Annotated in this window: 19 protein-coding genes; 9 read left to right on the top strand and 10 right to left on the bottom strand. The window is 57.7% G+C overall.

The features are described 5' to 3' along the window. Nucleotides 1-248: 248 nt before the first annotated feature. From PHA01_RS28360 to chvE, 4 genes are all read right to left on the bottom strand, one after another. Nucleotides 249-1,274 carry a histone deacetylase family protein gene (locus tag PHA01_RS28360; RefSeq protein WP_271899600.1) on the bottom strand — a complete coding sequence of 342 codons (1,026 nt, stop codon included), beginning with the start codon at nucleotides 1,272-1,274 and terminating at the stop codon, nucleotides 249-251. A gap of 276 nt (nucleotides 1,275-1,550) precedes the next feature. Next, entirely contained in the window at nucleotides 1,551-2,750 is a 1,200-nt protein-coding gene (gene mmsB / locus PHA01_RS28365) for a multiple monosaccharide ABC transporter permease (protein WP_271899602.1), read from the bottom strand. Then, nucleotides 2,747-4,276 (bottom strand): multiple monosaccharide ABC transporter ATP-binding protein, encoded by a 1,530-nt coding sequence (gene mmsA, locus PHA01_RS28370; RefSeq protein WP_271899603.1) that lies wholly within the window; start codon nucleotides 4,274-4,276, stop codon nucleotides 2,747-2,749. Before mmsA ends, mmsB begins: the two co-directional genes overlap by 4 nt. A gap of 157 nt (nucleotides 4,277-4,433) precedes the next feature. Next, nucleotides 4,434-5,447 (bottom strand): multiple monosaccharide ABC transporter substrate-binding protein, encoded by a 1,014-nt coding sequence (chvE, locus tag PHA01_RS28375; RefSeq protein WP_224515507.1) that lies wholly within the window; start codon nucleotides 5,445-5,447, stop codon nucleotides 4,434-4,436. A gap of 313 nt (nucleotides 5,448-5,760) precedes the next feature. On the opposite strand from chvE, the gene araD1 reads away from it, so the two are divergent. Further along, entirely contained in the window at nucleotides 5,761-6,753 is a 993-nt protein-coding gene (gene araD1 / locus PHA01_RS28380) for an AraD1 family protein (RefSeq protein ID WP_271899604.1), read from the top strand. On the opposite strand, the gene PHA01_RS28385 is transcribed toward araD1, so the two are convergent. Then, complete coding sequence (locus PHA01_RS28385; RefSeq protein WP_271899605.1) at nucleotides 6,743-7,498, bottom strand: FadR/GntR family transcriptional regulator; 756 nt, start codon at nucleotides 7,496-7,498, stop codon at nucleotides 6,743-6,745. The two genes, araD1 and PHA01_RS28385, sit on opposite strands and share 11 nt — an antisense overlap. Nucleotides 7,499-7,706: 208 nt before the next feature. On the opposite strand from PHA01_RS28385, the gene PHA01_RS28390 reads away from it, so the two are divergent. The 8 genes from PHA01_RS28390 to PHA01_RS28425 all read left to right on the top strand — a co-directional run bounded on the left by PHA01_RS28390 (nucleotide 7,707) and on the right by PHA01_RS28425 (nucleotide 15,707). Further along, nucleotides 7,707-8,615: a LysR family transcriptional regulator gene (locus PHA01_RS28390; RefSeq protein WP_271899606.1), complete on the top strand. Its 909-nt coding sequence runs from the start codon at nucleotides 7,707-7,709 to the stop codon at nucleotides 8,613-8,615. 118 nt (nucleotides 8,616-8,733) lie between these two features. Beyond that, nucleotides 8,734-9,894, top strand: a complete 1,161-nt coding sequence (locus tag PHA01_RS28395; RefSeq protein WP_271899607.1) for an ABC transporter substrate-binding protein — start codon at nucleotides 8,734-8,736, stop codon at nucleotides 9,892-9,894. 190 nt (nucleotides 9,895-10,084) lie between these two features. Continuing rightward, a complete protein-coding gene (locus PHA01_RS28400) occupies nucleotides 10,085-11,086 on the top strand; it encodes an ABC transporter ATP-binding protein (RefSeq protein ID WP_271899608.1) in 1,002 nt (333 codons plus the stop codon). After that, the gene (locus PHA01_RS28405; protein ID WP_271899609.1) at nucleotides 11,083-12,036 is read left to right on the top strand and encodes an ABC transporter permease; all 954 of its coding nucleotides are present in this window, start codon (nucleotides 11,083-11,085) and stop codon (nucleotides 12,034-12,036) included. Before PHA01_RS28400 ends, PHA01_RS28405 begins: the two co-directional genes overlap by 4 nt. Further along, nucleotides 12,026-12,841, top strand: coding sequence for an ABC transporter permease (locus PHA01_RS28410; protein WP_271899610.1), 816 nt, complete (start codon nucleotides 12,026-12,028; stop codon nucleotides 12,839-12,841). Before PHA01_RS28405 ends, PHA01_RS28410 begins: the two co-directional genes overlap by 11 nt. A 16-nt stretch (nucleotides 12,842-12,857) precedes the next feature. Then, complete coding sequence (locus tag PHA01_RS28415; RefSeq protein WP_271899611.1) at nucleotides 12,858-14,285, top strand: gamma-aminobutyraldehyde dehydrogenase; 1,428 nt, start codon at nucleotides 12,858-12,860, stop codon at nucleotides 14,283-14,285. Nucleotides 14,286-14,348: 63 nt separating this feature from the next. After that, nucleotides 14,349-14,954: a sulfite oxidase-like oxidoreductase gene (locus tag PHA01_RS28420; protein ID WP_271899612.1), complete on the top strand. Its 606-nt coding sequence runs from the start codon at nucleotides 14,349-14,351 to the stop codon at nucleotides 14,952-14,954. Nucleotides 14,955-14,957: 3 nt separating this feature from the next. Then, complete coding sequence (locus tag PHA01_RS28425; RefSeq protein ID WP_271899613.1) at nucleotides 14,958-15,707, top strand: ferredoxin reductase; 750 nt, start codon at nucleotides 14,958-14,960, stop codon at nucleotides 15,705-15,707. A gap of 2 nt (nucleotides 15,708-15,709) precedes the next feature. Here the strand turns inward: PHA01_RS28425 and PHA01_RS28430 are convergent, their stop codons facing one another. From PHA01_RS28430 to PHA01_RS28450, 5 genes are read right to left on the bottom strand one after another with little or no spacing between them, the layout of a single operon-like run. Then, complete coding sequence (locus PHA01_RS28430; RefSeq protein ID WP_224515482.1) at nucleotides 15,710-16,528, bottom strand: carbohydrate ABC transporter permease; 819 nt, start codon at nucleotides 16,526-16,528, stop codon at nucleotides 15,710-15,712. Between the two features lie 11 nt (nucleotides 16,529-16,539). Next, nucleotides 16,540-17,445 (bottom strand): carbohydrate ABC transporter permease, encoded by a 906-nt coding sequence (locus PHA01_RS28435; RefSeq protein ID WP_271899622.1) that lies wholly within the window; start codon nucleotides 17,443-17,445, stop codon nucleotides 16,540-16,542. 30 nt (nucleotides 17,446-17,475) lie between these two features. After that, nucleotides 17,476-18,804, bottom strand: a complete 1,329-nt coding sequence (locus PHA01_RS28440; RefSeq protein ID WP_271899614.1) for an ABC transporter substrate-binding protein — start codon at nucleotides 18,802-18,804, stop codon at nucleotides 17,476-17,478. Nucleotides 18,805-18,853: 49 nt separating this feature from the next. Then, the gene (locus PHA01_RS28445) at nucleotides 18,854-19,513 is read right to left on the bottom strand and encodes a GntR family transcriptional regulator (RefSeq protein ID WP_224515479.1); all 660 of its coding nucleotides are present in this window, start codon (nucleotides 19,511-19,513) and stop codon (nucleotides 18,854-18,856) included. A gap of 34 nt (nucleotides 19,514-19,547) precedes the next feature. Then, entirely contained in the window at nucleotides 19,548-20,453 is a 906-nt protein-coding gene (locus tag PHA01_RS28450; RefSeq protein WP_417021062.1) for a dihydrodipicolinate synthase family protein, read from the bottom strand. Nucleotides 20,454-20,473: the final 20 nt, after the last annotated feature.

Here is a 20,473-nt window from a genome sequence, read left to right on the forward strand (position 1 = left end):
AGCCCGCAAGCAAACCAGTCAACCAAACTATAGGGCGCATTCGGCAACCGCCAGCGGCGCCCCGCCCTCGTTGTGCCGGTATATAGACCCCACCTAACAAACCTGTCAACACACCAAATCACAAAAATTCCAAACTTCCCAAATCTTACAACCCAACCTGGGGATAAACCTTAAGGATGAGGCGTTAAGGCGCCCGTTTTCCGGGGGTTTTCTACGCCAACAGACCTTTTGTCAGCGAAAAAGAAAAATCAGATCGCAGCGCCGAAGCCGGTGAGGAACGCAGTAAGATTGTCGCCGAGCTCGTCGCAAAGATAACCGCCCTCCTGCACGATCACCGTCGGCAGGCGCAATTTCGCGATGGCTTCGGCCATACGGGCAAAACCTGGCGTCGAAACGGAGAGTTCGCCAAACGGATCGCCTTCGAAAGCATCGAGCCCCAGCGCCACGACCAATGCTTCCGGCGCGAAGGCTTCTATGCGGCTTCTTGCGGCAGCAAGTGCTTCCAGGAATACCTCGTCGCCGGATTTGCGCACTAGCGGCAGATTGTGATTGTAGCCGAGACCGGCGTCCTCGCCGCGCTCGTCGGCATAGCCCCAGAAGAACGGATAGAACCGCACCGGATCGGCGTGGATCGAAACGGTCAGCACATCGGAGCGTGCGTAGAAGATGCCTTGCGTGCCATTGCCATGATGCAGATCGACGTCGAGGATAGCGACGCGGGCGGCGTTCTTGCGCAGTCTTTGCGCTGCGACGGCTGAATTGTTGATGAAGCAGAAGCCGCCGGCGACATCGGCGAAGGCGTGATGGCCGGGCGGTCGGCACAGCGCGTAGGCTGCCGGGTCGCCGGACATTACCGCTTCGGCCGCTTCGACCGCGGCCCAGGCGCTCCAGCAGGCGCTTCCCCAGGTCTCCGCAGAAATGGGACATGCGGTATCGGCCATGTGATAACCCGCCTGCCCCACGGCCGAAGCCGGATAGCTTCCCGTACGGTTGATCGGATGGATGTTGGGCACCACTTCTTCCGAGGCCCCGGGGATCAGTTGCCAGCGCCCATGGATAGTCTGCAGGAACTCCAGATATTCGGGCGTGTGAACGGCGGCAATCGGGCCGAGCCCGTGATTGGCGGGGCGATGGATGGAACTCCCCGCCGCTCGGGCACCCGCGAGAAGCCGCTCAATCCGCTCCGGCTTTTCCGGATTGGGCCGCGGCGCGCCACTCGACAGAAAGCCCTTCGGATTATGGTGCTTCTGCTCGTCCGCACAGAATGTTTTCATGAGCCTTCCCGTCCCTGGCGCGATCGTCGGGCTGTATTCATGCATTACGCCAATCGAGAGTCAAAACGGAAACGCTGTCCGCGTTCGGGTAATTTGCCGAGCCTTTTCTTCGACCAAATGGTGCGTGGTTCGACAAGCTCACCATGAGGGAACTTGGGTGTTACAGGGAGCCAAAGACGTCAACATTGGCTACTTGGGCTTCTGAGCCCACGACGTCCCTCATGGTGAGCTTGTCGAACCACGCACTGACTGTCAGCAGACTTTACGAAACGGGCTTCAAGCCTTGTTCTTGTTGTAGACGTCGAAGATAACCGCAGCGAGCAGAACAAGACCCTTGATCACCTGCTGCCAGTCGATGTTGACGCCCATGATCGACATGCCATTGTTCATGACGCCCATGATGAAGGCGCCGATTACCGCGCCCATGACCTGGCCGACACCACCCATGGCCGACGCACCGCCGATGAAGACCGCAGCAATCACGTCGAGCTCGAAGCCAAGTCCCGCCTTTGGCGTCGCCGTGTTGAGACGTGCCGCGAAGATCAGCCCAGCGAGAGCGGCGAGTACACCCATGTTGACGAAGGTCAGGAACGTCAGCCGTTCAGTCATGATGCCGGAGAGCTTTGCCGCCTTTTCATTGCCGCCCATGGCGTATATGCGCCGGCCGACGGTCATGCGCTTGGTCACGAAGACGAAGAGCGCGATCAAGAGGGACATGACAATCAGGACGTTCGGCAACCCCTTGTAGGAAGAAAGCAGATAGGTGAGGAACAGCACGATCCCGGCGATGATGAGGTTCTTGGCAACGAAGAGGGTGAAGGGCTCGCCCTGATAGCCATGCTTCTCCCGCTTGGCGCGTCCGCGCACACTGAAATAGATCATCAGCGCAACAAGAATAATGCCGACAAGCATCGAGGTGACGTTGAACCCGGGATAGCCGAAAAAGTCGGGAATGAACCCGGAACTCAAGAGCTGGAACTGCGGTGGAAACGGGCCAACGGACTGGCCGCCCAGCAGCCAGAGAGCGAGGCCGCGGAAGACAAGCATGCCGGCCAGCGTGACAATGAAGGAAGGGATCTTGTGATAGGCAATCCAATACCCCTGCGCGGCGCCAATTGCGCCACCCATGATCAGACACAGAATCGTCGCCGGAATGTAGTGGATTTGCCAGCGGACCATCATCACCGCAGCAAGGCCGCCGATAAATCCCGATACCGAGCCCACCGAAAGATCGATGTGTCCGGCCACGATCACCAGAAGCATGCCGAGAGCCATGATGATGATATAGCTGTTCTGCAGCACAAGGTTGGTCAGGTTGACCGGCTTGAAGAGAACGCCACTCGTCGTGTACTGGAAGAAGATCATGATAAGGATCAAGGCGAGCACCAGGCCATATTCGCGGTAGTTGCCTTTCAACGCGGAGCCATTCGTCGCGAGGTCTTTTTTCCCCTGCGTTGCTGCGGTTTCAATTGTCATGATGCTTTCCCTTCGGCACGGATAATGGCGCGCATGATTTTTTCTTGGCTTGCCTCGCTGGCCGGCATTTCACCGACGAGCCTGCCCTGGTTCATCACATAGATCCGGTCGCAAACGCCGAGCAGCTCTGGCATTTCCGACGAGATCATCAGCACGCTTTTGCCTTCGCTTACCAGTTGGTTGATGATCGTATAGATTTCATATTTCGCGCCGACATCGATGCCGCGCGTGGGTTCGTCAAGGATCAAAAGGTCCGGGTTGGCGAACAACCATTTCGAGAGAACGACTTTTTGCTGGTTGCCGCCGGAGAGATTGCCGGTCTTTTGATAGATGCTCGATGAACGGATATTGGTCTTGCGGCGATATTCATTGGCAACCTTCAATTCGGCCATATCATCGATCACACCGTTATGCGAAACGCCGTTCAGATTGGCGATCGTGGTGTTGTGCTTGATGTGGTCGATCAGGTTGAGGCCATAGGTCTTGCGGTCTTCGGTGACGTAGGCGATCCCGTTGTCGATAGCCTTGCCGATGGTCGAGACGTCGACTTGTCTGCCTTTGATGAAGACCTCGCCACTGATGTTGCGCCCATAGGCCTTGCCGAACACGCTCATGGCGAATTCGGTGCGGCCAGCTCCCATCAGCCCGGCGATACCGACGACTTCACCCCTGCGCACATTGAGATTGATACCATTGATGACGGTGCGCTCGCTGTGGATATGGTGATGAACCACCCAGTCCTTCACCTCGAACACCACCTCGCCAATATTGGGTTCGCGCTGCGGAAAGCGGTCCGCCAGCTGGCGCCCGACCATCGAAGTAACGATCCGGTCTTCAGAGATATCCTGCTTGTCGAGAGTCTCGATGGTCGCGCCATCTCGCAGCACTGTGATGCGGTCAGCAACCTTGCCGACTTCGTTCAGCTTGTGCGAAATCAGGATGGAGGAAATGCCGTGGGCCTTGAACTCCAGCAGCAGCGCCAGCAATGCGTCGCTGTCATTCTCGTTGAGGCTCGCGGTCGGCTCGTCGAGGATGAGCAACTCGACATCTTTCGACAGCGCCTTGGCGATCTCCACCAGCTGCTGCTTGCCGACGCCGAGATTGGTAATCAATGTCAGCGGGTCTTCCTTCAGACCGACCTTGGCCAGGAGTTCGCGCGTCCGGTTTTCCGCAATATGCCAATCGATGATACCGAATTTTGACGGTTCGTTGCCAAGGAAAATGTTCTCGGCGATCGACAGGAGTGGAACCAGCGCCAGCTCCTGGTGAATGATGATGATGCCCTGCTTTTCACTGTCGCTGATCCCGCGGAAGTGCTGCTCCTGGCCATTGTAGAAAATTTCGCCTTCGTAGCTGCCATGCGGATAGACACCGCTTAGCACCTTCATCAGGGTGGATTTGCCCGCGCCGTTCTCGCCCACCAGAGCGTGAATTTCGCCTTTACGTACATCGAGATTGACGTTGTTGAGCGCTTTGACACCAGGAAAAGTCTTGGTGATATTGCGCATTTCGAGGATGGTTTCCATCGAGATCCTCACCGACGCTTTTGCAGCGTCGTTCCTTCTGCAATTTTTATTAGGCTTTATGGCTTTTGGCCAATGGAATTATTTCCCGGAAAGCCTTTATCGACATGACAACAAACCCTGCGCGGTAAAGCGCAGGGTTTGTCATTGGTTTCAAGATCTATTTGATCTGGTCTTCTGTGTAGTAGCCGCCGCCAATCAGGATTTCTTTCCAGTTGGTCTTGTCGACTTCGACCGGTTTCAGCAAGTAGGATGGAACAACCTTGACACCATTGTTATAGGTCTTGGTGTCGTTGACTTCCGGTTCCTCGCCCTTGAGAACCTTATCGATGAGATCGGACGTCACCTTGGCCAGTTCACGTGTGTCCTTGTAGATCGTCGAGTACTGCTCGCCGGCAATGATCGACTTCACCGATGGCACTTCCGCATCCTGTCCGGAAACGAATGGGAATGGCTGGTCCGCGGTTCCGTAACCGACGCCGCGCAGTGACGAAAGGATACCGATAGACAGACCATCGTAAGGTGACAGAACGGCATTGACCTTCTTGTCGGTGTAGTAGGCTGACAGGAGGTTATCCATGCGCGCCTGCGCAACGGCACCATCCCAACGCAGCGTACCGACCTTGTCCATGCCCATCTGGCCGGACTGGACGACGAGCTTGCCGCTATCGATCAGAGGCTGCAGGACAGACATCGCGCCATTATAGAAGAAGAAGGCGTTGTTATCGTCAGGCGAACCACCGAACAATTCGATGTTGAACGGGCCCTTCGCATCCGGAAGGCCGAGCGCCTTGACGAGCGAGCTTGCCTGGAGAACACCCACCTGAAAATTGTCGAAGGTCGTGTAATAGTCGACATTCGGCGTGTCACGGATGAGGCGGTCATAGGAAATAACCTTGATGCCGGCATCGTGCGCCTGCTGCAAAACGTTCGAAAGCGTCGTGCCATCGATCGCAGCGATCACGAGGACCTTGACGCCCTTGGTGACCATGTTCTCGATCTGCGCCAGCTGGTTTGGAATATCGTCTTCCGCATATTGCAGATCGGTGGTGTAGCCGCGTTCTTTCAGCGCCTTCACCATGTTGTCGCCATCGGCAATCCAGCGTGCCGAGGATTTGGTCGGCATCGCGATGCCGACAGAGCCCTTATCCTGGGCGTAGCCTTGCGACCCCATCGCACCAAGTGCGATCAATCCCGCGGCAAACAGATTGAGTATTTTCACGTGTATCCTCCCGGTTTTCAAATCATGCCCGATACTTTTGAGCGGCTTCGACCGAACTTTTTAGCCCGGACCAGTCCTCCCAGAGCAGGGTCTTCCCAACATCTATCGCAAAAGTATGACTTTTGGAATAGGACTTTCGCCGAGTTGCGAAAAACGCTTCGAACCATATAATACTATTATAATATTTTTTGAAAAGAGCTGCTGGACGATACCGTATGGCCAGCTTATAACCACGCCACCAAATCTGATATATCGGGAGGAAGCCTTGAATCTGGTCCAGTTGACGAATGCCAATGGAAAGCGGCAGGTTGCCGCACGTGTCGGTGAGGAATTCCGGCATGTCAAGCGCACGCGTTCCGTTCTGGAACTAGCGCATGCGGCGATCGATGCGAAAGCAGGCATAGCCGAGATTGTGGAAAAACGCGGGCTTGGCAAGAGGATCGACGTTGCAGCTGCCTATGCGGAAGGCCGCTTGCTTCCCCCGATCGACACGCACGATCCTGCCCATATCCATTTGACCGGTACCGGCCTCACCCATCTCGGATCCGCTGCGACGCGCGATGCGATGCATCGCAAAGTTGGCGACGCTGCGGAAGAAAAACTGACCGATTCGATGAAGATGTTCCGCATGGGGGTCGAAAACGGAAAACCGAAGAAGGGCGCGACCGGCGTACAGCCTGAATGGTTCTACAAAGGCAATGGTTCAATGCTGACCGGTCCCGGCCAGCCACTCATCTCTCCCGCCTTTGCCGACGATGCTGGCGAAGAACCGGAGATTGCCGGGATCTATGTGATTGGCCCCGACGGCTCACCTTTCCGCATCGGCTTTGCGCTTGCCAACGAGTTCTCCGATCATGTCATGGAGCGCGTGAACTATCTCTATCTCGCCCACTCCAAGCTGCGGCCGTGCTCGGTAGGTCCCGAGCTGATTCTCGGCGACCTGCCTTCCGATGTTCGTGGCGCTTCGCGTATCTTGCGCAAAAACAAGACCTTGTGGGAAAAGCCTTTTCTTTCAGGTGAAGACAACATGTCCCATACGATTGCCAATCTCGAGCATCACCACTTCAAATATGCGGTGTTCCGTCAGCCAGGGGATGTTCACGTGCATATGTTCGGCACGGCGACGCTTTCCTTTGCCGATGGCATCAAGGCTGAGAACGGCGACGTCTTCGAGATCGAAGCGCCAGCCTTCGGCTTGCCGTTGCGCAATCCGCTGAAGATCGAGAAGCCCGCGAAGGTAACGATCACTACGCTGTAGCTGTGGTTCGTCCCGCAGTCAGCACCCGCTCGGCGCCTTCCTCTATAACGACGCGCATGGCTTGCTTGGCCGCCTCGACGTTGCGGGCCTTGATCGCTTCGGCGATCGCGGCGTGGCGTGCAACGGAGCGCACATGGCTTTCGGAGTTGGGTATGGGCGAACTGATGGTGAAGGTGGTCACCAGTGCTACTTCGATCAGCGCACTGATCGAGCGCATGAAAGGATTGCCGGAGGCCTCCGCTATCCCAATATGGAACTGCAGATCGCTGAATACGAAATCCGCCGCCGATTCGCGTGCGTTGCCCATCTTCTCGACCCAATGGAACAGGGTATCAAGCTGGGCATCCGTGCGCCGCAATGCGGCAAGGCCCGCTGCTTCGGGCTCAAGCGCCAGCCGCATCTCGACGATGCTCGACAGGAAATGGGCACTCGCACCTGCCTCGAAATGCCAGACCAGTATGTCCGGATCGAACAGGTTCCAGTGCGAGCGCTCCAGCACGCGCGTGCCGATCTTGGCTTTCGGCTGGATCAGCCCCTTGGCAGCGAGCGTCTTCAAAGCCTCGCGCAATACGGTTCGGGATACCCCAAATCGTTCCAGCAATTCCGCATCACCCGGCAGAATACTGTTCTCCGGGTAGACGCCGTTTATTATCTTCAACCCGAGATCGCGCATGACGTGGCCATGATGCGTTCGCGCCTGCCCCGCGGTGCGGAAATCATAATTGGTGAGCTGGTTGCCTGCCAAATGCTTGCCTGCTAATTGCTTGCGTGCGTGGGGAATCTAACCAGACAAAAACCGTCGCCAAAGTTGCAAACGGCACGACCTCCCAGCGCGCTCCCCACTTCTTGCTCCTATTTATAATATTATAATATCATTAACAATCGGCAATATTAAACAACAGCCTTTTCGGCCGCGGCTTGCCAATCCACACACCCCTCTATTAACTCGGCGCATGGCATTCACCATCAGGCAATTGCAGTATTTCGTCGCCGTCGCGGAACAGGGCTCCATCACCCGCGCCGCACAAAATCTGTCGATTTCGCAATCATCGATCACCGAGGCCATAAAAGAGCTCGAAAGCGATCTCGGCGTCGAACTTTTCGAACGCCATCCACGCGGCCTCGATATCACCTATAACGGTCACCAATTCCTGCGCCATGCGACGAAGATCCTCGCCGATGTCTCGGATGCACGCCGCTCGTTTTCCGAAGAAGTGCCAAAGCAGGCGGGCAAGCTGCACCTCGGTGTAACATCGCTCGTCGCAGGCTACGTCCTTTCGGACCTCCTCGCCCGCTTCCGTCGCGCCTCTCCCGGCGTCGAGGTCAGCGCCATCGAAGACAATGGCTCGTACCTGGAACATTTGCTGGTGGGCGGCGAACTCGACGTGGCGGTCATGGTCATATCCAATCTTCGCGATCGCATGGCTCTGCAGGCGGAAATCATCGAGACGTCACCCTACAGATTGTGGCTGCCACTCGGTCATCCCTTGGTCAGTGCGGATATCATCTCGATCAACGATATTGTCAGGGAGCCGCTGATCATGCTGACCGTCGACGAAATCGAGGAGAACACCGGCAAACTTCTGACCGCGTTGGGTGCGCGTCCGCATGTCGCCTTCCGCACCCGCTCGGTCGAAGCCGTCCGCAGCCTTGTTGCTACCGGCGCCGGAATCGCCTTGTTACCCGATCTGGTCTACCGTCCCTGGTCTCTGGAGGGCGATCGCATCGAGAGCCGCGACGTCTCCGGTGCCCTTCCCGTGGTTCAAGTCGGCATGGTCTGGCGCAAGGGCTCCAGCCTTCCCCAGGCCGCCCGGGACTTCGTCGGCATCGCCGAAGCCCTTCGCAGTGGTCGATCCCGGTGATATCGGAATTTCCGATACCAACCTTCTGATAAATGAATTTGCGAATACGGAAAAATCAAGGCACTTTTCTCGCCGGGAACATATGCCCTGAAAGCAGGGCCAAAACGGGAGAATTGAGATGAAGCAGTTTTTGAAATCCTGCACTGCACTTACGCTTTCCCTTGCCTTCACCACGCAGGTCCTCGCCCAGGAAGCGCTGAAAGAAATCGGCAAGGGCGAAGGCGAAGTCTCCATCGTCGCGTGGCCCGGCTACATCGAGCGCGGCGATACCGACAAGGCCTATGATTGGGTCACAGGCTTCGAGAAGGAGACCGGCTGCAAGGTGAGCGTCAAGACTGCTGCAACATCCGACGAAATGGTCGCGCTCATGAACGAAGGCGACTTCGATCTCGTCACGGCGTCTGGCGATGCATCGCTGCGTCTCGTTGCCGGCAAGCGCGTCCAGCCGATCAATACGGACCTTATCAAAAGCTGGAAGACTCTCGACGAACGCATGCAAAACGCGCCCTGGAACACCGTCAAGGGCGTTCATTATGGCGTGCCCTACGTGTGGGGCCCAAACGTGTTGATGTACAATACCGAAGCATTCAAGGACAAGGCGCCAACCAGCTGGAACGTGGTGTTCGAGGAAATGACCTTGCCTGATGGCAAGTCGAACAAGGGCCGCATTCAGGCCTATGACGGACCGATCCATATCGCCGATGCCGCCAACTATCTCATGGCCCATAAGCCCGAACTTGGCATCAAGAGCCCGTACGAACTTAACGAAGACCAATACAAGGCAGCGCTGGATATCCTGCGTGTGCAGCGGACCCTCGCCAGCCGCTACTGGCACGATGCCATGATCCAGGTCGATGATTTCAAAAATGAAGGCGTTGTCGCCTCCGGCTCGTGGCCGTTCCAGGTCAATCTGCTGAAGGCAGAGAAAAAGCCAATCGCATCGGTCGTCCCTGAAGAAGGCGCAACTGGCTGGGCCGACACAACCATGTTGCACGTCGACAGCAAGCATCCGAACTGCGCCTATATGTGGATGGAGCATTCACTTTCACCCAAGGTACAGGGTGACGTCTCGGCCTGGTTCGGCGCCAATCCTTCGGTTGGAGCAGCCTGCAAAGGCAACGAACTCTTGACCGATGAGGGTTGCGCGACAAACGGTTATAACGACTTCGACAAGATCAAGTTCTGGAGAACGCCGGTTTCAAAGTGCGAAACCCAGAGCGAATGCGTGCCATATCACCGCTGGGTTTCGGATTATATCGGCGTGATCGGCGGGCGCTAGATTCCGCGACTGTGCTCCCTACCCTCCCCTTGTGGGGAGGGAGGCTGCGAAGCAGCAGGGAGGGGTCTTTTGAAGCGGCCTAACCCTGCACGTTAGCTTATTAAAATTCGAGAAAGCCCCTCCCCGGACCTGCGGTCCGTCCCTCCCACAAGGGGGAGGGTTAGGGTGGTGCGTTACCCGGAGCGAAGCCATGACCGCTGCTGTGCTGTTCGAAAACGTATCGCGTCATTTCGGTGCTGTGCGCGCTGTAGACGCCGTCGATCTTGCGGTTGCGGAGGGCGAGTTCTTTGCAATGCTTGGACCGTCCGGCTCAGGCAAAACGACCTGCCTGCGGCTGATGGCGGGGTTCGAACAGCCGACAGCCGGACATATCGAGATTTTCGGCGAGACTGCCGAGGGTGTGCCGCCCTACCGCCGCAGCGTCAACACGGTCTTTCAGGATTACGCGCTGTTTCCGCACTTAAGCATCCTCGAGAACGTCGCCTATGGTCTCATGGTCAAGGGCGCCGCCAGGGAGGAAAGGCGCAAGGCGGCGGAAGACGCGCTCGCCATGGTCAAACTACCCGGATATGGCGTGCGTCGCCCGGGCCAGCTTTCCGGCGGTCAGCGCCAGCGCGTGGCGCTGGCCCGGGCCTTGGTCAACAAGCCGAAAGTTCTGCTCCTGGACGAGCCGCTCGGCGCGCTCGATCTGAAGTTGCGCGAGCAGATGCAAGAGGAACTCAAATCCTTGCAGAAGTCCCTCGGCATCACCTTTGTTTTCGTCACCCACGACCAAGGCGAAGCTCTGTCGATGGCGGATCGTATCGCTGTATTCAACGATGGCAGAATTCAACAGCTCGGGACGCCGGAAGAAGTCTACAAGCAACCGCGGACGCGTTTCGTCGCCGATTTCGTCGGTTCGTCAAATATCCTGCCCCCCGAGTTCGTTGCACAGTTGGGTGCGGCACCGCAATTTGCCAGCCTGAGGCCTGAGGCTATCTCGCTGGGCCAAAGCGGCCATGGCAGGCTCGTCCTTGATGGCACTGTCCTGTCGCGCAGCTTTCTTGGTGCGGCAAACCGCGTGCTGGTCATTGTCAACGGCACGAGGATCAATGTCATGAGCCCGGCCGCCGCTTCAATTCCCGCCGAGGGCGACCCGGTGCAGCTAAGCTTTGACCGTACCGACCTGCATTTGATGGAGGCGGCATCATGAGCGCCATCGCTCAACAACACGCGATCCAGACCGGGCGCGGCAGCTTGGCAGGACGTGTCTCGGATTTCCTCTGGAAACACCCGCACGTGTTTCTCACCATTCTGCTCGGCCCGCCACTGCTTTGGCTCGGCATCATCTATCTCGGCTCATTGCTCGCCCTGCTGCTGCAGAGCTTCTTTTCGATCGACGATTATTCCGGCCTGATCAATTACGAGTTCACGCTCGCCACCTACAGGCAGCTGCTGAACGATGCCAATTTCGACATCATCATCCGCACCATATTGATGGCGGCAATCGTGACATTGTTTTCGGCGGTCATCGCTTTCCCGATCGCCTACTACGCCGCCCGCTACGCAAGGGGAAAGTGGAAAGCCATCTTCTATCTCGGCGTCATGCTGCCGCTCTGGTCCAGCTATCTCGTCAAGATTTACGCGTGGAAACTCATCCTCGCCAAGGAAGGCATTCTCACCTGGCTCGTGACCAAGCTGAACCTGCTCTGGCTACTCGATGCATGGCTTTCGCTCCCTGTCATCGGCGGCAATTCCCTGTCCGTAAGCTATACGGGCACCTTCATCGTCTTCGTCTATGTCTGGATGCCATTCATGATCCTGCCGATCCAGGCAGCGCTGGAGCGTGTACCGACAAATCTCATCGAGGCGTCATCCGATCTCGGCGGCACGCCGCAACAGACTTTCCGCCATGTGCTGTTTCCCCTTGCGCTTCCCGGTATCGTCGCCGGATCGATCTTCACTTTTTCGCTGACGCTCGGTGACTATATCATCCCGCAGATTATAGGGTCGTCGCGGCTGTTCATCGGCCAGGCCGTGTATGCCCAGCAAGGGACAGCCGGCAATATTCCGCTGGCGGCTGCCTTCACCGTCGTGCCAATCGTCATCATGGGCCTCTACTTGTGGATGGCGCGGAGAATGGGAGCCTTCGATGCGCTCTGACAAATCCGCTTCCGCACCCTTCGGCCTGAAGATCGCAGCGGCTGGCGGGTTGCTGTTTCTGCATCTGCCGCTGCTGTTGATCTTTCTCTATGCCTTCACCACTGAGGAGAAGAGTTATCAGTTTCCCCCGCCCGGCCTCACTCTTAAATGGTTTGCGGTGACGTGGGAGCGGGCCGACGTCTGGCAGGCTCTGTGGCTGTCGGTGCGCGTTGCTTCGATCTCGACGATGATCGCTCTGGTGCTCGGCACGCTCTGTGCCGCCGCAGTCAGCCAGACGCGCTTCTTCGGACGCGAGACGATATCTCTTCTTGTGATCCTGCCGATCGCCCTGCCCGGTATCATTACCGGCATAGCCCTGCGTTCAGCGTTCAGCCTGGCGGATATCCCGTTTTCATTCTGGACCATAGTGCTTGGTCACGCGACTTTCTGTATAGTGGTTGTCTACAACAATGCTGTTGCGCGTTTCCGCCGTGTGTCGGGTTCTCTGATGGAAGCCTCGATGGACCTCGGCGCTAATGGCTTCCAGACATTTCGTTACATCATCCTGCCAAACATCGGTACCGCGCTGCTCGCGGGTGGCATGCTCGCCTTCGCGCTTTCCTTCGACGAGGTCATCGTCACCACGTTCACTGGCGGACAGCAATCCACGCTGCCGATATGGATGTTGCAGGAATTGATCCGGCCGCGCCAGCGACCCGTAACCAATGTGGTTGCCATGGTTGTGGTGATCGTCACTTTCCTGCCGATCCTCGGCGCCTACTACCTCACACGTGACGGCGACCAGATCGCCGGCTCAGGCAAATAACATGGGAGAACATGTCATGGATACGAAACTGCTGATCGGTTCAAAGTTCGAAGCCGGAACGGAAGCGGAGGAGCATGTGCTCAACCCGAAGACCGGCGCCAAGATCATCGACCTCGCCGAGGCCTCCCATGGCCAGATCGATGCGGCGGTCGATGCTGCGGAACGGGCCTCCTCCGGTTGGTCCCGCACTACTCCTGCCGAACGTTCCGGATACCTGCTCAAGATTGCCGACGCTATCGAAAAACATGCGGATGATTTCGCTGCGCTTGAGGCCTTGAATTGCGGCAAACCCATCAACGCCGTGCGCAATGACGAGATGCCGGCGATTATTGATTGCTGGCGTTTTTTCGCCGGCGCGGTGCGCACCCTCACCTCGCCGGTGGCAGGTGAATATCTGCCGGGCCACACCTCTATGATCCGCCGCGACGCCATCGGCATTGTTGGCTCCATCGCGCCGTGGAACTATCCGCTGATGATGATGGCATGGAAGCTGGCGCCTGCGATTGCCGGCGGCAACACGGTTGTGTTCAAACCGTCGGAGCAGACGCCGCTGACCGCGTTGAAAATGGCACGCCTGCTGGCGGATATTCTTCCGGAGGGCGTCGTCAACGTTATTCTTGGCCGCGGCGACACGGTCGGTAATGCCCTGATCAACCACCCGAAGATTGGCATGGTTTCGATCACCGGCGATATCGCCACCGGCAAGAAAGTCCTGCAAGCTGCGGCAAAAACCGTCAAGCGCACGCATCTCGAACTCGGCGGCAAGGCCCCTGTGATCGTCTATAACGACGCCGATCTCGAGGCTGTGGTCAGCGGTATCCGTACTTTCGGCTACTACAATGCCGGGCAGGATTGCACCGCTGCCTGCCGCATCTATGCGCAGGACGGTGTCTACGAAAAGCTCGTCGCTGACCTTACCTCCGCCGTTTCTACCATCCGCTACAATGATGCCGATGACACGGTCAACGAAATCGGTCCGCTCATTTCCGGCCGGCAGCGCGATCGTGTTGCGAGCTTCGTCGAGCGGGCAACCGAGCAGAAGCACATCGAGATTACCACCGGTGGTGGCGCCGGTAGCAAGGACGGCTTCTTCTTCCAGCCGACCGTGGTCGCCGGCGCCACGCAGGAAGACGAAATTGTTCGCCGCGAAGTCTTCGGCCCTGTCGTTTCGGTTACGCGCTTCAAAGATGATGATCAGGCCGTGACCTGGGCCAATGACAGCGATTATGGCCTGGCCTCGTCGGTGTGGACGCAGGATATTTCCAAGGCAATGAAAGCCGCGTCGCGCCTGCAATATGGCTGCACCTGGATCAACACGCACTTCATGCTCACCAATGAAATGCCACATGGTGGTGTCAAGCAATCAGGCTATGGCAAGGATATGTCGGTCTATGCACTGGAGGATTATACCGCGGTGCGCCACATCATGATCAACCATGGTTGACCGGGTCCGGTCTTGGCCGCGACAAACCTTTGTGGTTGTATGAGGTGCTAGGAGTTCACAACCATGACGACACGCGGCTTTACCGGCCGGCGCCAACCGCCAGAAATCAAAGACCGTATCCCGCCGGGTCAAACGCTGACCGACGACTTTCCCGTCCTGTCGGCGGGGCCGACGCCGCGCGTCCGCACCGAAGACTGGTCGTTCACGCTCAAGGATGGGCCAAAACCGCTCATTAAATGGAATTGGGTCGAATTCAATGCGCTGCCGCAGACGAAGTTCACCCGGGATATCCATTGCGTCACCGCTTGGTCGAAGCTGGATACACCATGGCAGGGCGTTTTGATCGACGATATTTTCGCCGAGGCCGGTATCGAGCCACCGACCGAGTTTGCTCTCGCGCATTCCTTCGATGGCTATGCGACCAACGTTCCCGTCAAGGATCTGACCGGCGGCAAGGCGATGATTGCCACGTTCTATAATGGCCAGCCGCTGACGGCCGATCATGGCGGCCCGGCGCGGTTGCTCGTTCCGCATCTTTACTTCTGGAAATCGGCGAAGTGGATCAACGGCCTGCAATTCACCACACGTGACGAACCGGGCTTCTGGGAACTGCGCGGCTATCATATCTATGGCGATCCGTGGCGCGAACAACGCTACACTGGCGATTGAGGCATGTCAGATCAGATACCCGCAACAAAGGCGGAATGGCAGCGCGCAACCATCACCGAAATCGTCAGGCAGACCCCGCGCGTCGTCAGCTTCTTCCTCCAGCCATCCCAGCCTTTCGCCTACCGGCCGGGGCAGCATGTGGATGTCCGGTTGAGCGCGCCGGACGGCTATCAGGCGCAGCGCAGCTATTCGATCGCCTCGACACCGGAGCAGGGAGAAATCATCGAGCTTGCCATTGAAAGGCTGGAGGACGGCGAAGTGTCGGCCTTCTTCCACGAGGTCGCTACCATCGGCGATGAGATCGAGCTTCGCGGCCCGATAGGCGGGCATTTCATCTGGACGGTCGAGGATGGCGCGCCAATCCTGTTGATCGGCGGCGGTTCCGGTGTGGCACCGCTGATTTCGATGGTCCGCCACCGTGCTGCGCAACAATCACTGGCGCCTATCCTGCTGCTCTATTCCGCCCGCACGTCGGACGAACTGATTTTCCATGACGAATTGCAGATGTTCAATCAGTCCGGCAACGGCTTCGATCTGGTCCTGACGTTGACGCGCGAGCCATCATCGCAGGAGAGCGACTATACGCGGCGCATCGACCCGGCAATGATTCTGGATGTCCTCGCCCGCATGCCTTCGCAGCCGAAAGAAGTCTTCGTTTGCGGATCGAATGCCTTCGTCAATGCCGCGGCCGATGCTCTGATCGGGGCGGATGTTCCCGCCGCTATCATCCGCACCGAACGCTACGGCGTATAGGCCTATTTCACCGCGCCAGCGGTCAGCCCCGCAATGATCTGGCGTTGGGCGAAGACGGTGAGCAACAGCACCGGCAGCGTGACAACGAAGGCTGCCGCCGCGAGCGGACCCCAACTGACCTGCTCGAACGAGAGCATGTTGTAGACCGCGACCGGCAGCGTTCGCGTTTCGCGGCTTGCAAGCACAATGCCAAAGACGAAATTGTTCCATGAGAAGATGACCGCAAGGATCAGCGCCACCACCACGCCCGGCTTGGCGATCGGCAGTGCCACGAGGCGGAACACCTGCCAAGAGGTCGCGCCATCGATCATCGCCGCTTCTTCGAGTTCGATCGGCGTCGTCTCGAAATAGCCGATCATGATCCAGATCACGATGGGCACCGTCACCACCAGATGGATGATGATCTGCGGCCAGAGCGTCCCGAGCAGGCCCAAGGTCTGAAACAGCAGGAACAGCGGGATCAGATAGGAAAGGCCCGGTGTCATGCGCGCAATCATGATGACGATCGCCGACTTGTCCGCTTTCAGCCGCGCGATGCCGTAGCCGGCAGGCACGCCAACGAGCAGCGCCAGGATTGTTGCCGTGCCTGTCACGAGCAGGCTGTTCCAGAAATAATGCAGGAAATCATTGGCGGCGAAGATGTCGCTGTAGTTCGACCAGGCGAACTGTTCCGGGATGAAGATCGGCGGATAGGCGCCGTTGTCGATCTCGTATTTCAGCGAGAGCGACAGCATCCACAGGAAGAAGAAAATCGCCGGCGATACGATCACGAAGACAATGAAAGCGGTGCCCGACCATTTGAGCAGTTTGCGAAGCAACATTTTCCCGTCCCTCAGCTGTTCCACTTGGTCCGCTGGCGCAGATGCAGCAGCGCAAGCGACATGGTGATGATGACGATGAAAAAGACGACGGCGATGGCCGAACCATAGCCAATGTCATAATAGGCGAAGGCGACGTTGTAGAGATAGATGTTGATCGTTTCAGAAGCTGTGCCAGGACCGCCCTGCGTCATGGCGAAGATGATATCGAAGCTTTTCAAGGCATCGATGGAACGGATGATCACAGCCACCATCATGAACGGCAGGATCATCGGAAAGGTGATGTAGCGGAATTTCTGCCAGCCATTGGCCCCGTCGATCTCCGCACTCTCGAAGGGATCGCGTGGCATGGCTGCAAGGCCCCCGAGAACGATGAGCATGACCAGCGGCGTCCATTGCCATGTCTCGACCAGCACCAGCGAAGGTATCACAGTGTTCTGGTTGAATATCCACTCCTGCGGGCCGATACCAATCAGCGACAGCAGATAGTTGAGAACCCCCAGTTGCGGGTGAAACATCATCGTCCAGACGAGAGCGACCGCGACGGGCGTCGCCATCATCGGCATGACGAATATACCGCGCAACAGCCCGCGCATCGGCAACTTGCTGTCGAAGACCAGCGCCGCGATCGTGCCGAGGAACAGCGGTGCCACAACGGACAGAACGGTATAGACCACCGTGTGTCCCATCGATTGCCAAAAGCGCGCGTCACCTGCAAGCCGTGTGAAATTGGCAAAACCGACGAAGCTCTTTTCTCCGCCGAGATGCCATTCATTGACACTCATCCACAGGGTAAACACCCATGGAAAAACAATCACCGCCACGACGATAACCAGCGCCGGAATAACGAACGGCCAATAGCTCGGCGTGAACCGGCCATCGCCGTTCTTAACCTTGGCACTTTGCTGTTCATTGGTCATGGTCGAGGCGGTAATTGTCATGCTGCTACGCTACGCTTCGCTTTTTTCCAGGATCGGACGGAATTCTTCCGTCGCCCGTTTCATTTCCGCTGCCGGATCGGCGCCGCCAATGACATTGGTCAAGGCAACACCCATCACGTCACGGAACTCGGTAACCGGAACGATGACCGGCAGGCAAAGCTGGCTCACCTTTGCGGATTCTGAAAGCACGCTTGCCCACTCGGCGGGCATGGTCACACCTTTCAGGATTTCCGGGTCGTTGAGCACCGAATTGCGGAAGGGAACGCCGGAGCCGGACTGCAGCAGACGCGCACCCATCTCCTTCGAAATCGCCCACTGGCAATAGAGATAGGCCGCTTCCTTCTTCGACGAGCCTTCTGTAACGCCGATACCGTCACCGAATGTCGGGGCAGCCTGTGCGCCAGGCCCCTTCGGCATGACGCCGTAACCGACCTTGCCGACAACACGCGACTTTTTGGGATCCTCCAGCGGCGGCGCGAAGCCGATACCGTCCAGCCACATGCCCACCTTGCCCTGCAGGAAGCTCGACTGGCACTCGGCCCAGTTGAACCCTGTCACGCCGGGCGGTGCGGATTTGGTCATCAGACGCTGGTAGAGTTTGGCGGCTTCGATCGACTCCGGCGTATCCGATTGCAGTTTGCCGTCCATCACGGTGCTCTTGCCGTAGCCGAGCATGAAGCTTGCCCATACGGGCGTATTGGCGTTTTTCATGCCGCGCGCAACGAACCCATAAGTGCCGGCGTCCTTGTCGGTCAGCTTTTCGGCAGCGGCGACCAATTCCTCGAATGTCTTCGGGTATTCGACACCCTTGGCCGCGAAGAGATCCTTGTTCCAGTAGATGATCCAATAATCCACCGAGAAGGGAAGTCCGCCAAAGCGGCCGTTCTTGTCCTTGGCGAAATCGAGACCCGCCTGCGCAAAGTCGCTCTCGGTCAGAGAAGCCTCGGTCAGGCTCGGATCCTTCAGGAACGGTGTCAGATCGGCGAGCCATCCGGCTTTCTCAAACTGGCGCTTCTGCACGTGATAGCTGATATGGATGACATCGAAGCTTGGCTTGCCGGATGTCAGCTCGATGACCGCCTTCTGGCGTTGCTGCTGCTCGGGCGTCTGTTCGGCATTGACCTTGATCCCTGTCAGGTCCTCGAATTCCTTCTGGTATTTCTGCAGGATATCGCCGCGCGGGCTCTTGATCAGATTGACCTCAAGGGTCGTACCCGCATATTTCTTCCAGTCGACAGCGGCAAATGCCGGCTTCAGCCCGGCGATGCTCGCGGCACCTAGTGCCGCCGACCCGGCCAGGAACTGACGGCGCGTCGGTTTGACGAAGTTCATGCTCATTGTTTCCTCCTCTTGTGACTTTGCACGGCAACTCCCATTGCCAATGTTCCTAAAGTTTCAGTGCCAAATTCCTCGCATTGTTGATGTGCACTGCAATCGCATCCATTGCCGTCTGCGGATCGCGGGTCTCGATCGCCGTCAGGATCGCCAGGTGTTCACGCATGACCGGGACGACGCGACCAGTGATGCGGAACCGCTCCTGATTGATCAGGCGCATCTTGATCGCGTTGATCCGGTAAGCCCTGCCGATGATCCCGTTCTCGAGAGAATCGATAATCGTTTCGTGCAGGTTCCAGTCGATCGTCTGCGCGCGCAATTCCAGCTCGGGCGTCTCCTTGCCCTGCAGCGCCTCCTCCAGTGTGTCTTCATGCTCCTTGCGCAGCCGGGCCAGTAGTTCATCGGATGCCGAAACGCAGAAGAGCGCAATTGCTTCCTTTTCCATGAACAGGCGAAACTGGAAGGCCTCGCGGATCAGATTGAGATCGATATGCGCAATCTGGATGCCACGCTGCGGAATCGTCTTGACCAGGCCCTCGGCTTCGAGGCGAGGCACAAGTTCGCGGATGGCTCCAAGCGGCATACCGGTCATTGCAACGAGCTGGCGCTGCGACACGAATTGCCCTGGATTGATATCACGGGCCAGAAGATGCTCCGTGAAACTCGCATAGGCCTTCTCTCGCAGTCTTACCGGCTCGTTACCATCATCCATGCCCGTCCTCCCGACTCGTATTGGTTCCCCATTATTACGCGGCAGCGGCCACAAACAAGCGGTCGAAGATGCCAGTCAGTCTTTTGTAGTCCAAATCCGAAAGGGCCAGCAGCGGCGCACGTGCCCGGCGCCACCCATCATCGCCCGCGTGGTAGGCGACCAAAGCCTTTACCGCTGGCGTGACGGGAAATTTCAAAAGCTCATTGACCGCCTCGATCATTGCCGGATCGTCGCGGCCTTCATTGATCATTGGCAAAAGACGGTCCGCATAAAGATTTGCCATGCCGGAAATCGCCCCCTGCCCGCCAAGACGAACGCCTGCGGAAAGTGAGCGCTCGTCACCGATGAGGATTGCCAGATCATTGTGCTTTGCCAGCAGCCTTTCAGTGAAGGGCCAGTTTCCGGATGAGTCCTTCACACCGGAAACGACTTTCGGGAAAGCTTCGCGCAGGCGGGTGACAAGATCGACCGAGATTTCAACGGCGGTAACGGAAGGGATATTGTAAAGGATGATGTCTCTCGCCCCCGCACCGATCTCCGTAAAGACCGAGGAAAACCAGACGAACAGTCCGTCGTCGCTGATATTCTTGAAATAGGACGGAGGAGCAAGCAATACGCCACGGCAACCCGCGTCGAGCGCATGGCGCGACTGGACCGCCGCATCGACATAAGAGTTGGCCATGACGCCGACCACAATCTGCTTCGGCTCGATCCCCGCGTCGAGAAACGCCTGGATAACGACCCCCCGCTCCTCATCACCGATCGAGGAACCCTCGCCTGTCGTTCCGAATAGCGTCACGCTGCTGCAGCCGTTGCTCAGGCAGTGGCGGGCATGCTCGACCGCTTTCGATACATCGATACGCATCTCGGCATCGAATGGCGTGGTCAGCGCGGCGGATAGCCCAAATCGATCCCGAGACACTTGCTTCTCCCATGCCATTTACGACTAAAGACGTACTG

Source organism: Candidatus Phyllobacterium onerii (genome assembly GCF_028331445.1).
Classification (GTDB): Bacteria; Pseudomonadota; Alphaproteobacteria; order Rhizobiales; family Rhizobiaceae; genus Phyllobacterium; species Phyllobacterium onerii.

What these genes read in the sequence shown, in the direction of transcription:
- PHA01_RS28360 (WP_271899600.1), bottom strand. Translation starts at nt 1,274, where the DNA reads ATGAAAACATTCTGTGCGGACGAGCAGAAGCACCATAATCCGAAGGGC.
- mmsB (WP_271899602.1), bottom strand. Translation starts at nt 2,750, where the DNA reads ATGACAATTGAAACCGCAGCAACGCAGGGGAAAAAAGACCTCGCGACG.
- mmsA (WP_271899603.1), bottom strand. Translation starts at nt 4,276, where the DNA reads ATGGAAACCATCCTCGAAATGCGCAATATCACCAAGACTTTTCCTGGT.
- chvE (WP_224515507.1), bottom strand. Translation starts at nt 5,447, where the DNA reads ATGGGGTCGCAAGGCTACGCCCAGGATAAGGGCTCTGTCGGCATCGCG.
- PHA01_RS28390 (WP_271899606.1), top strand. Translation starts at nt 7,707, where the DNA reads ATGGCATTCACCATCAGGCAATTGCAGTATTTCGTCGCCGTCGCGGAA.
- PHA01_RS28395 (WP_271899607.1), top strand. Translation starts at nt 8,734, where the DNA reads ATGAAGCAGTTTTTGAAATCCTGCACTGCACTTACGCTTTCCCTTGCC.
- PHA01_RS28400 (WP_271899608.1), top strand. Translation starts at nt 10,085, where the DNA reads ATGACCGCTGCTGTGCTGTTCGAAAACGTATCGCGTCATTTCGGTGCT.
- PHA01_RS28405 (WP_271899609.1), top strand. Translation starts at nt 11,083, where the DNA reads ATGAGCGCCATCGCTCAACAACACGCGATCCAGACCGGGCGCGGCAGC.
- PHA01_RS28410 (WP_271899610.1), top strand. Translation starts at nt 12,026, where the DNA reads ATGCGCTCTGACAAATCCGCTTCCGCACCCTTCGGCCTGAAGATCGCA.
- PHA01_RS28415 (WP_271899611.1), top strand. Translation starts at nt 12,858, where the DNA reads ATGGATACGAAACTGCTGATCGGTTCAAAGTTCGAAGCCGGAACGGAA.
- PHA01_RS28420 (WP_271899612.1), top strand. Translation starts at nt 14,349, where the DNA reads ATGACGACACGCGGCTTTACCGGCCGGCGCCAACCGCCAGAAATCAAA.
- PHA01_RS28425 (WP_271899613.1), top strand. Translation starts at nt 14,958, where the DNA reads ATGTCAGATCAGATACCCGCAACAAAGGCGGAATGGCAGCGCGCAACC.
- PHA01_RS28430 (WP_224515482.1), bottom strand. Translation starts at nt 16,528, where the DNA reads ATGTTGCTTCGCAAACTGCTCAAATGGTCGGGCACCGCTTTCATTGTC.
- PHA01_RS28435 (WP_271899622.1), bottom strand. Translation starts at nt 17,445, where the DNA reads ATGACCAATGAACAGCAAAGTGCCAAGGTTAAGAACGGCGATGGCCGG.
- PHA01_RS28440 (WP_271899614.1), bottom strand. Translation starts at nt 18,804, where the DNA reads ATGAGCATGAACTTCGTCAAACCGACGCGCCGTCAGTTCCTGGCCGGG.
- PHA01_RS28445 (WP_224515479.1), bottom strand. Translation starts at nt 19,513, where the DNA reads ATGGATGATGGTAACGAGCCGGTAAGACTGCGAGAGAAGGCCTATGCG.
- PHA01_RS28450 (WP_417021062.1), bottom strand. Translation starts at nt 20,453, where the DNA reads ATGGCATGGGAGAAGCAAGTGTCTCGGGATCGATTTGGGCTATCCGCC.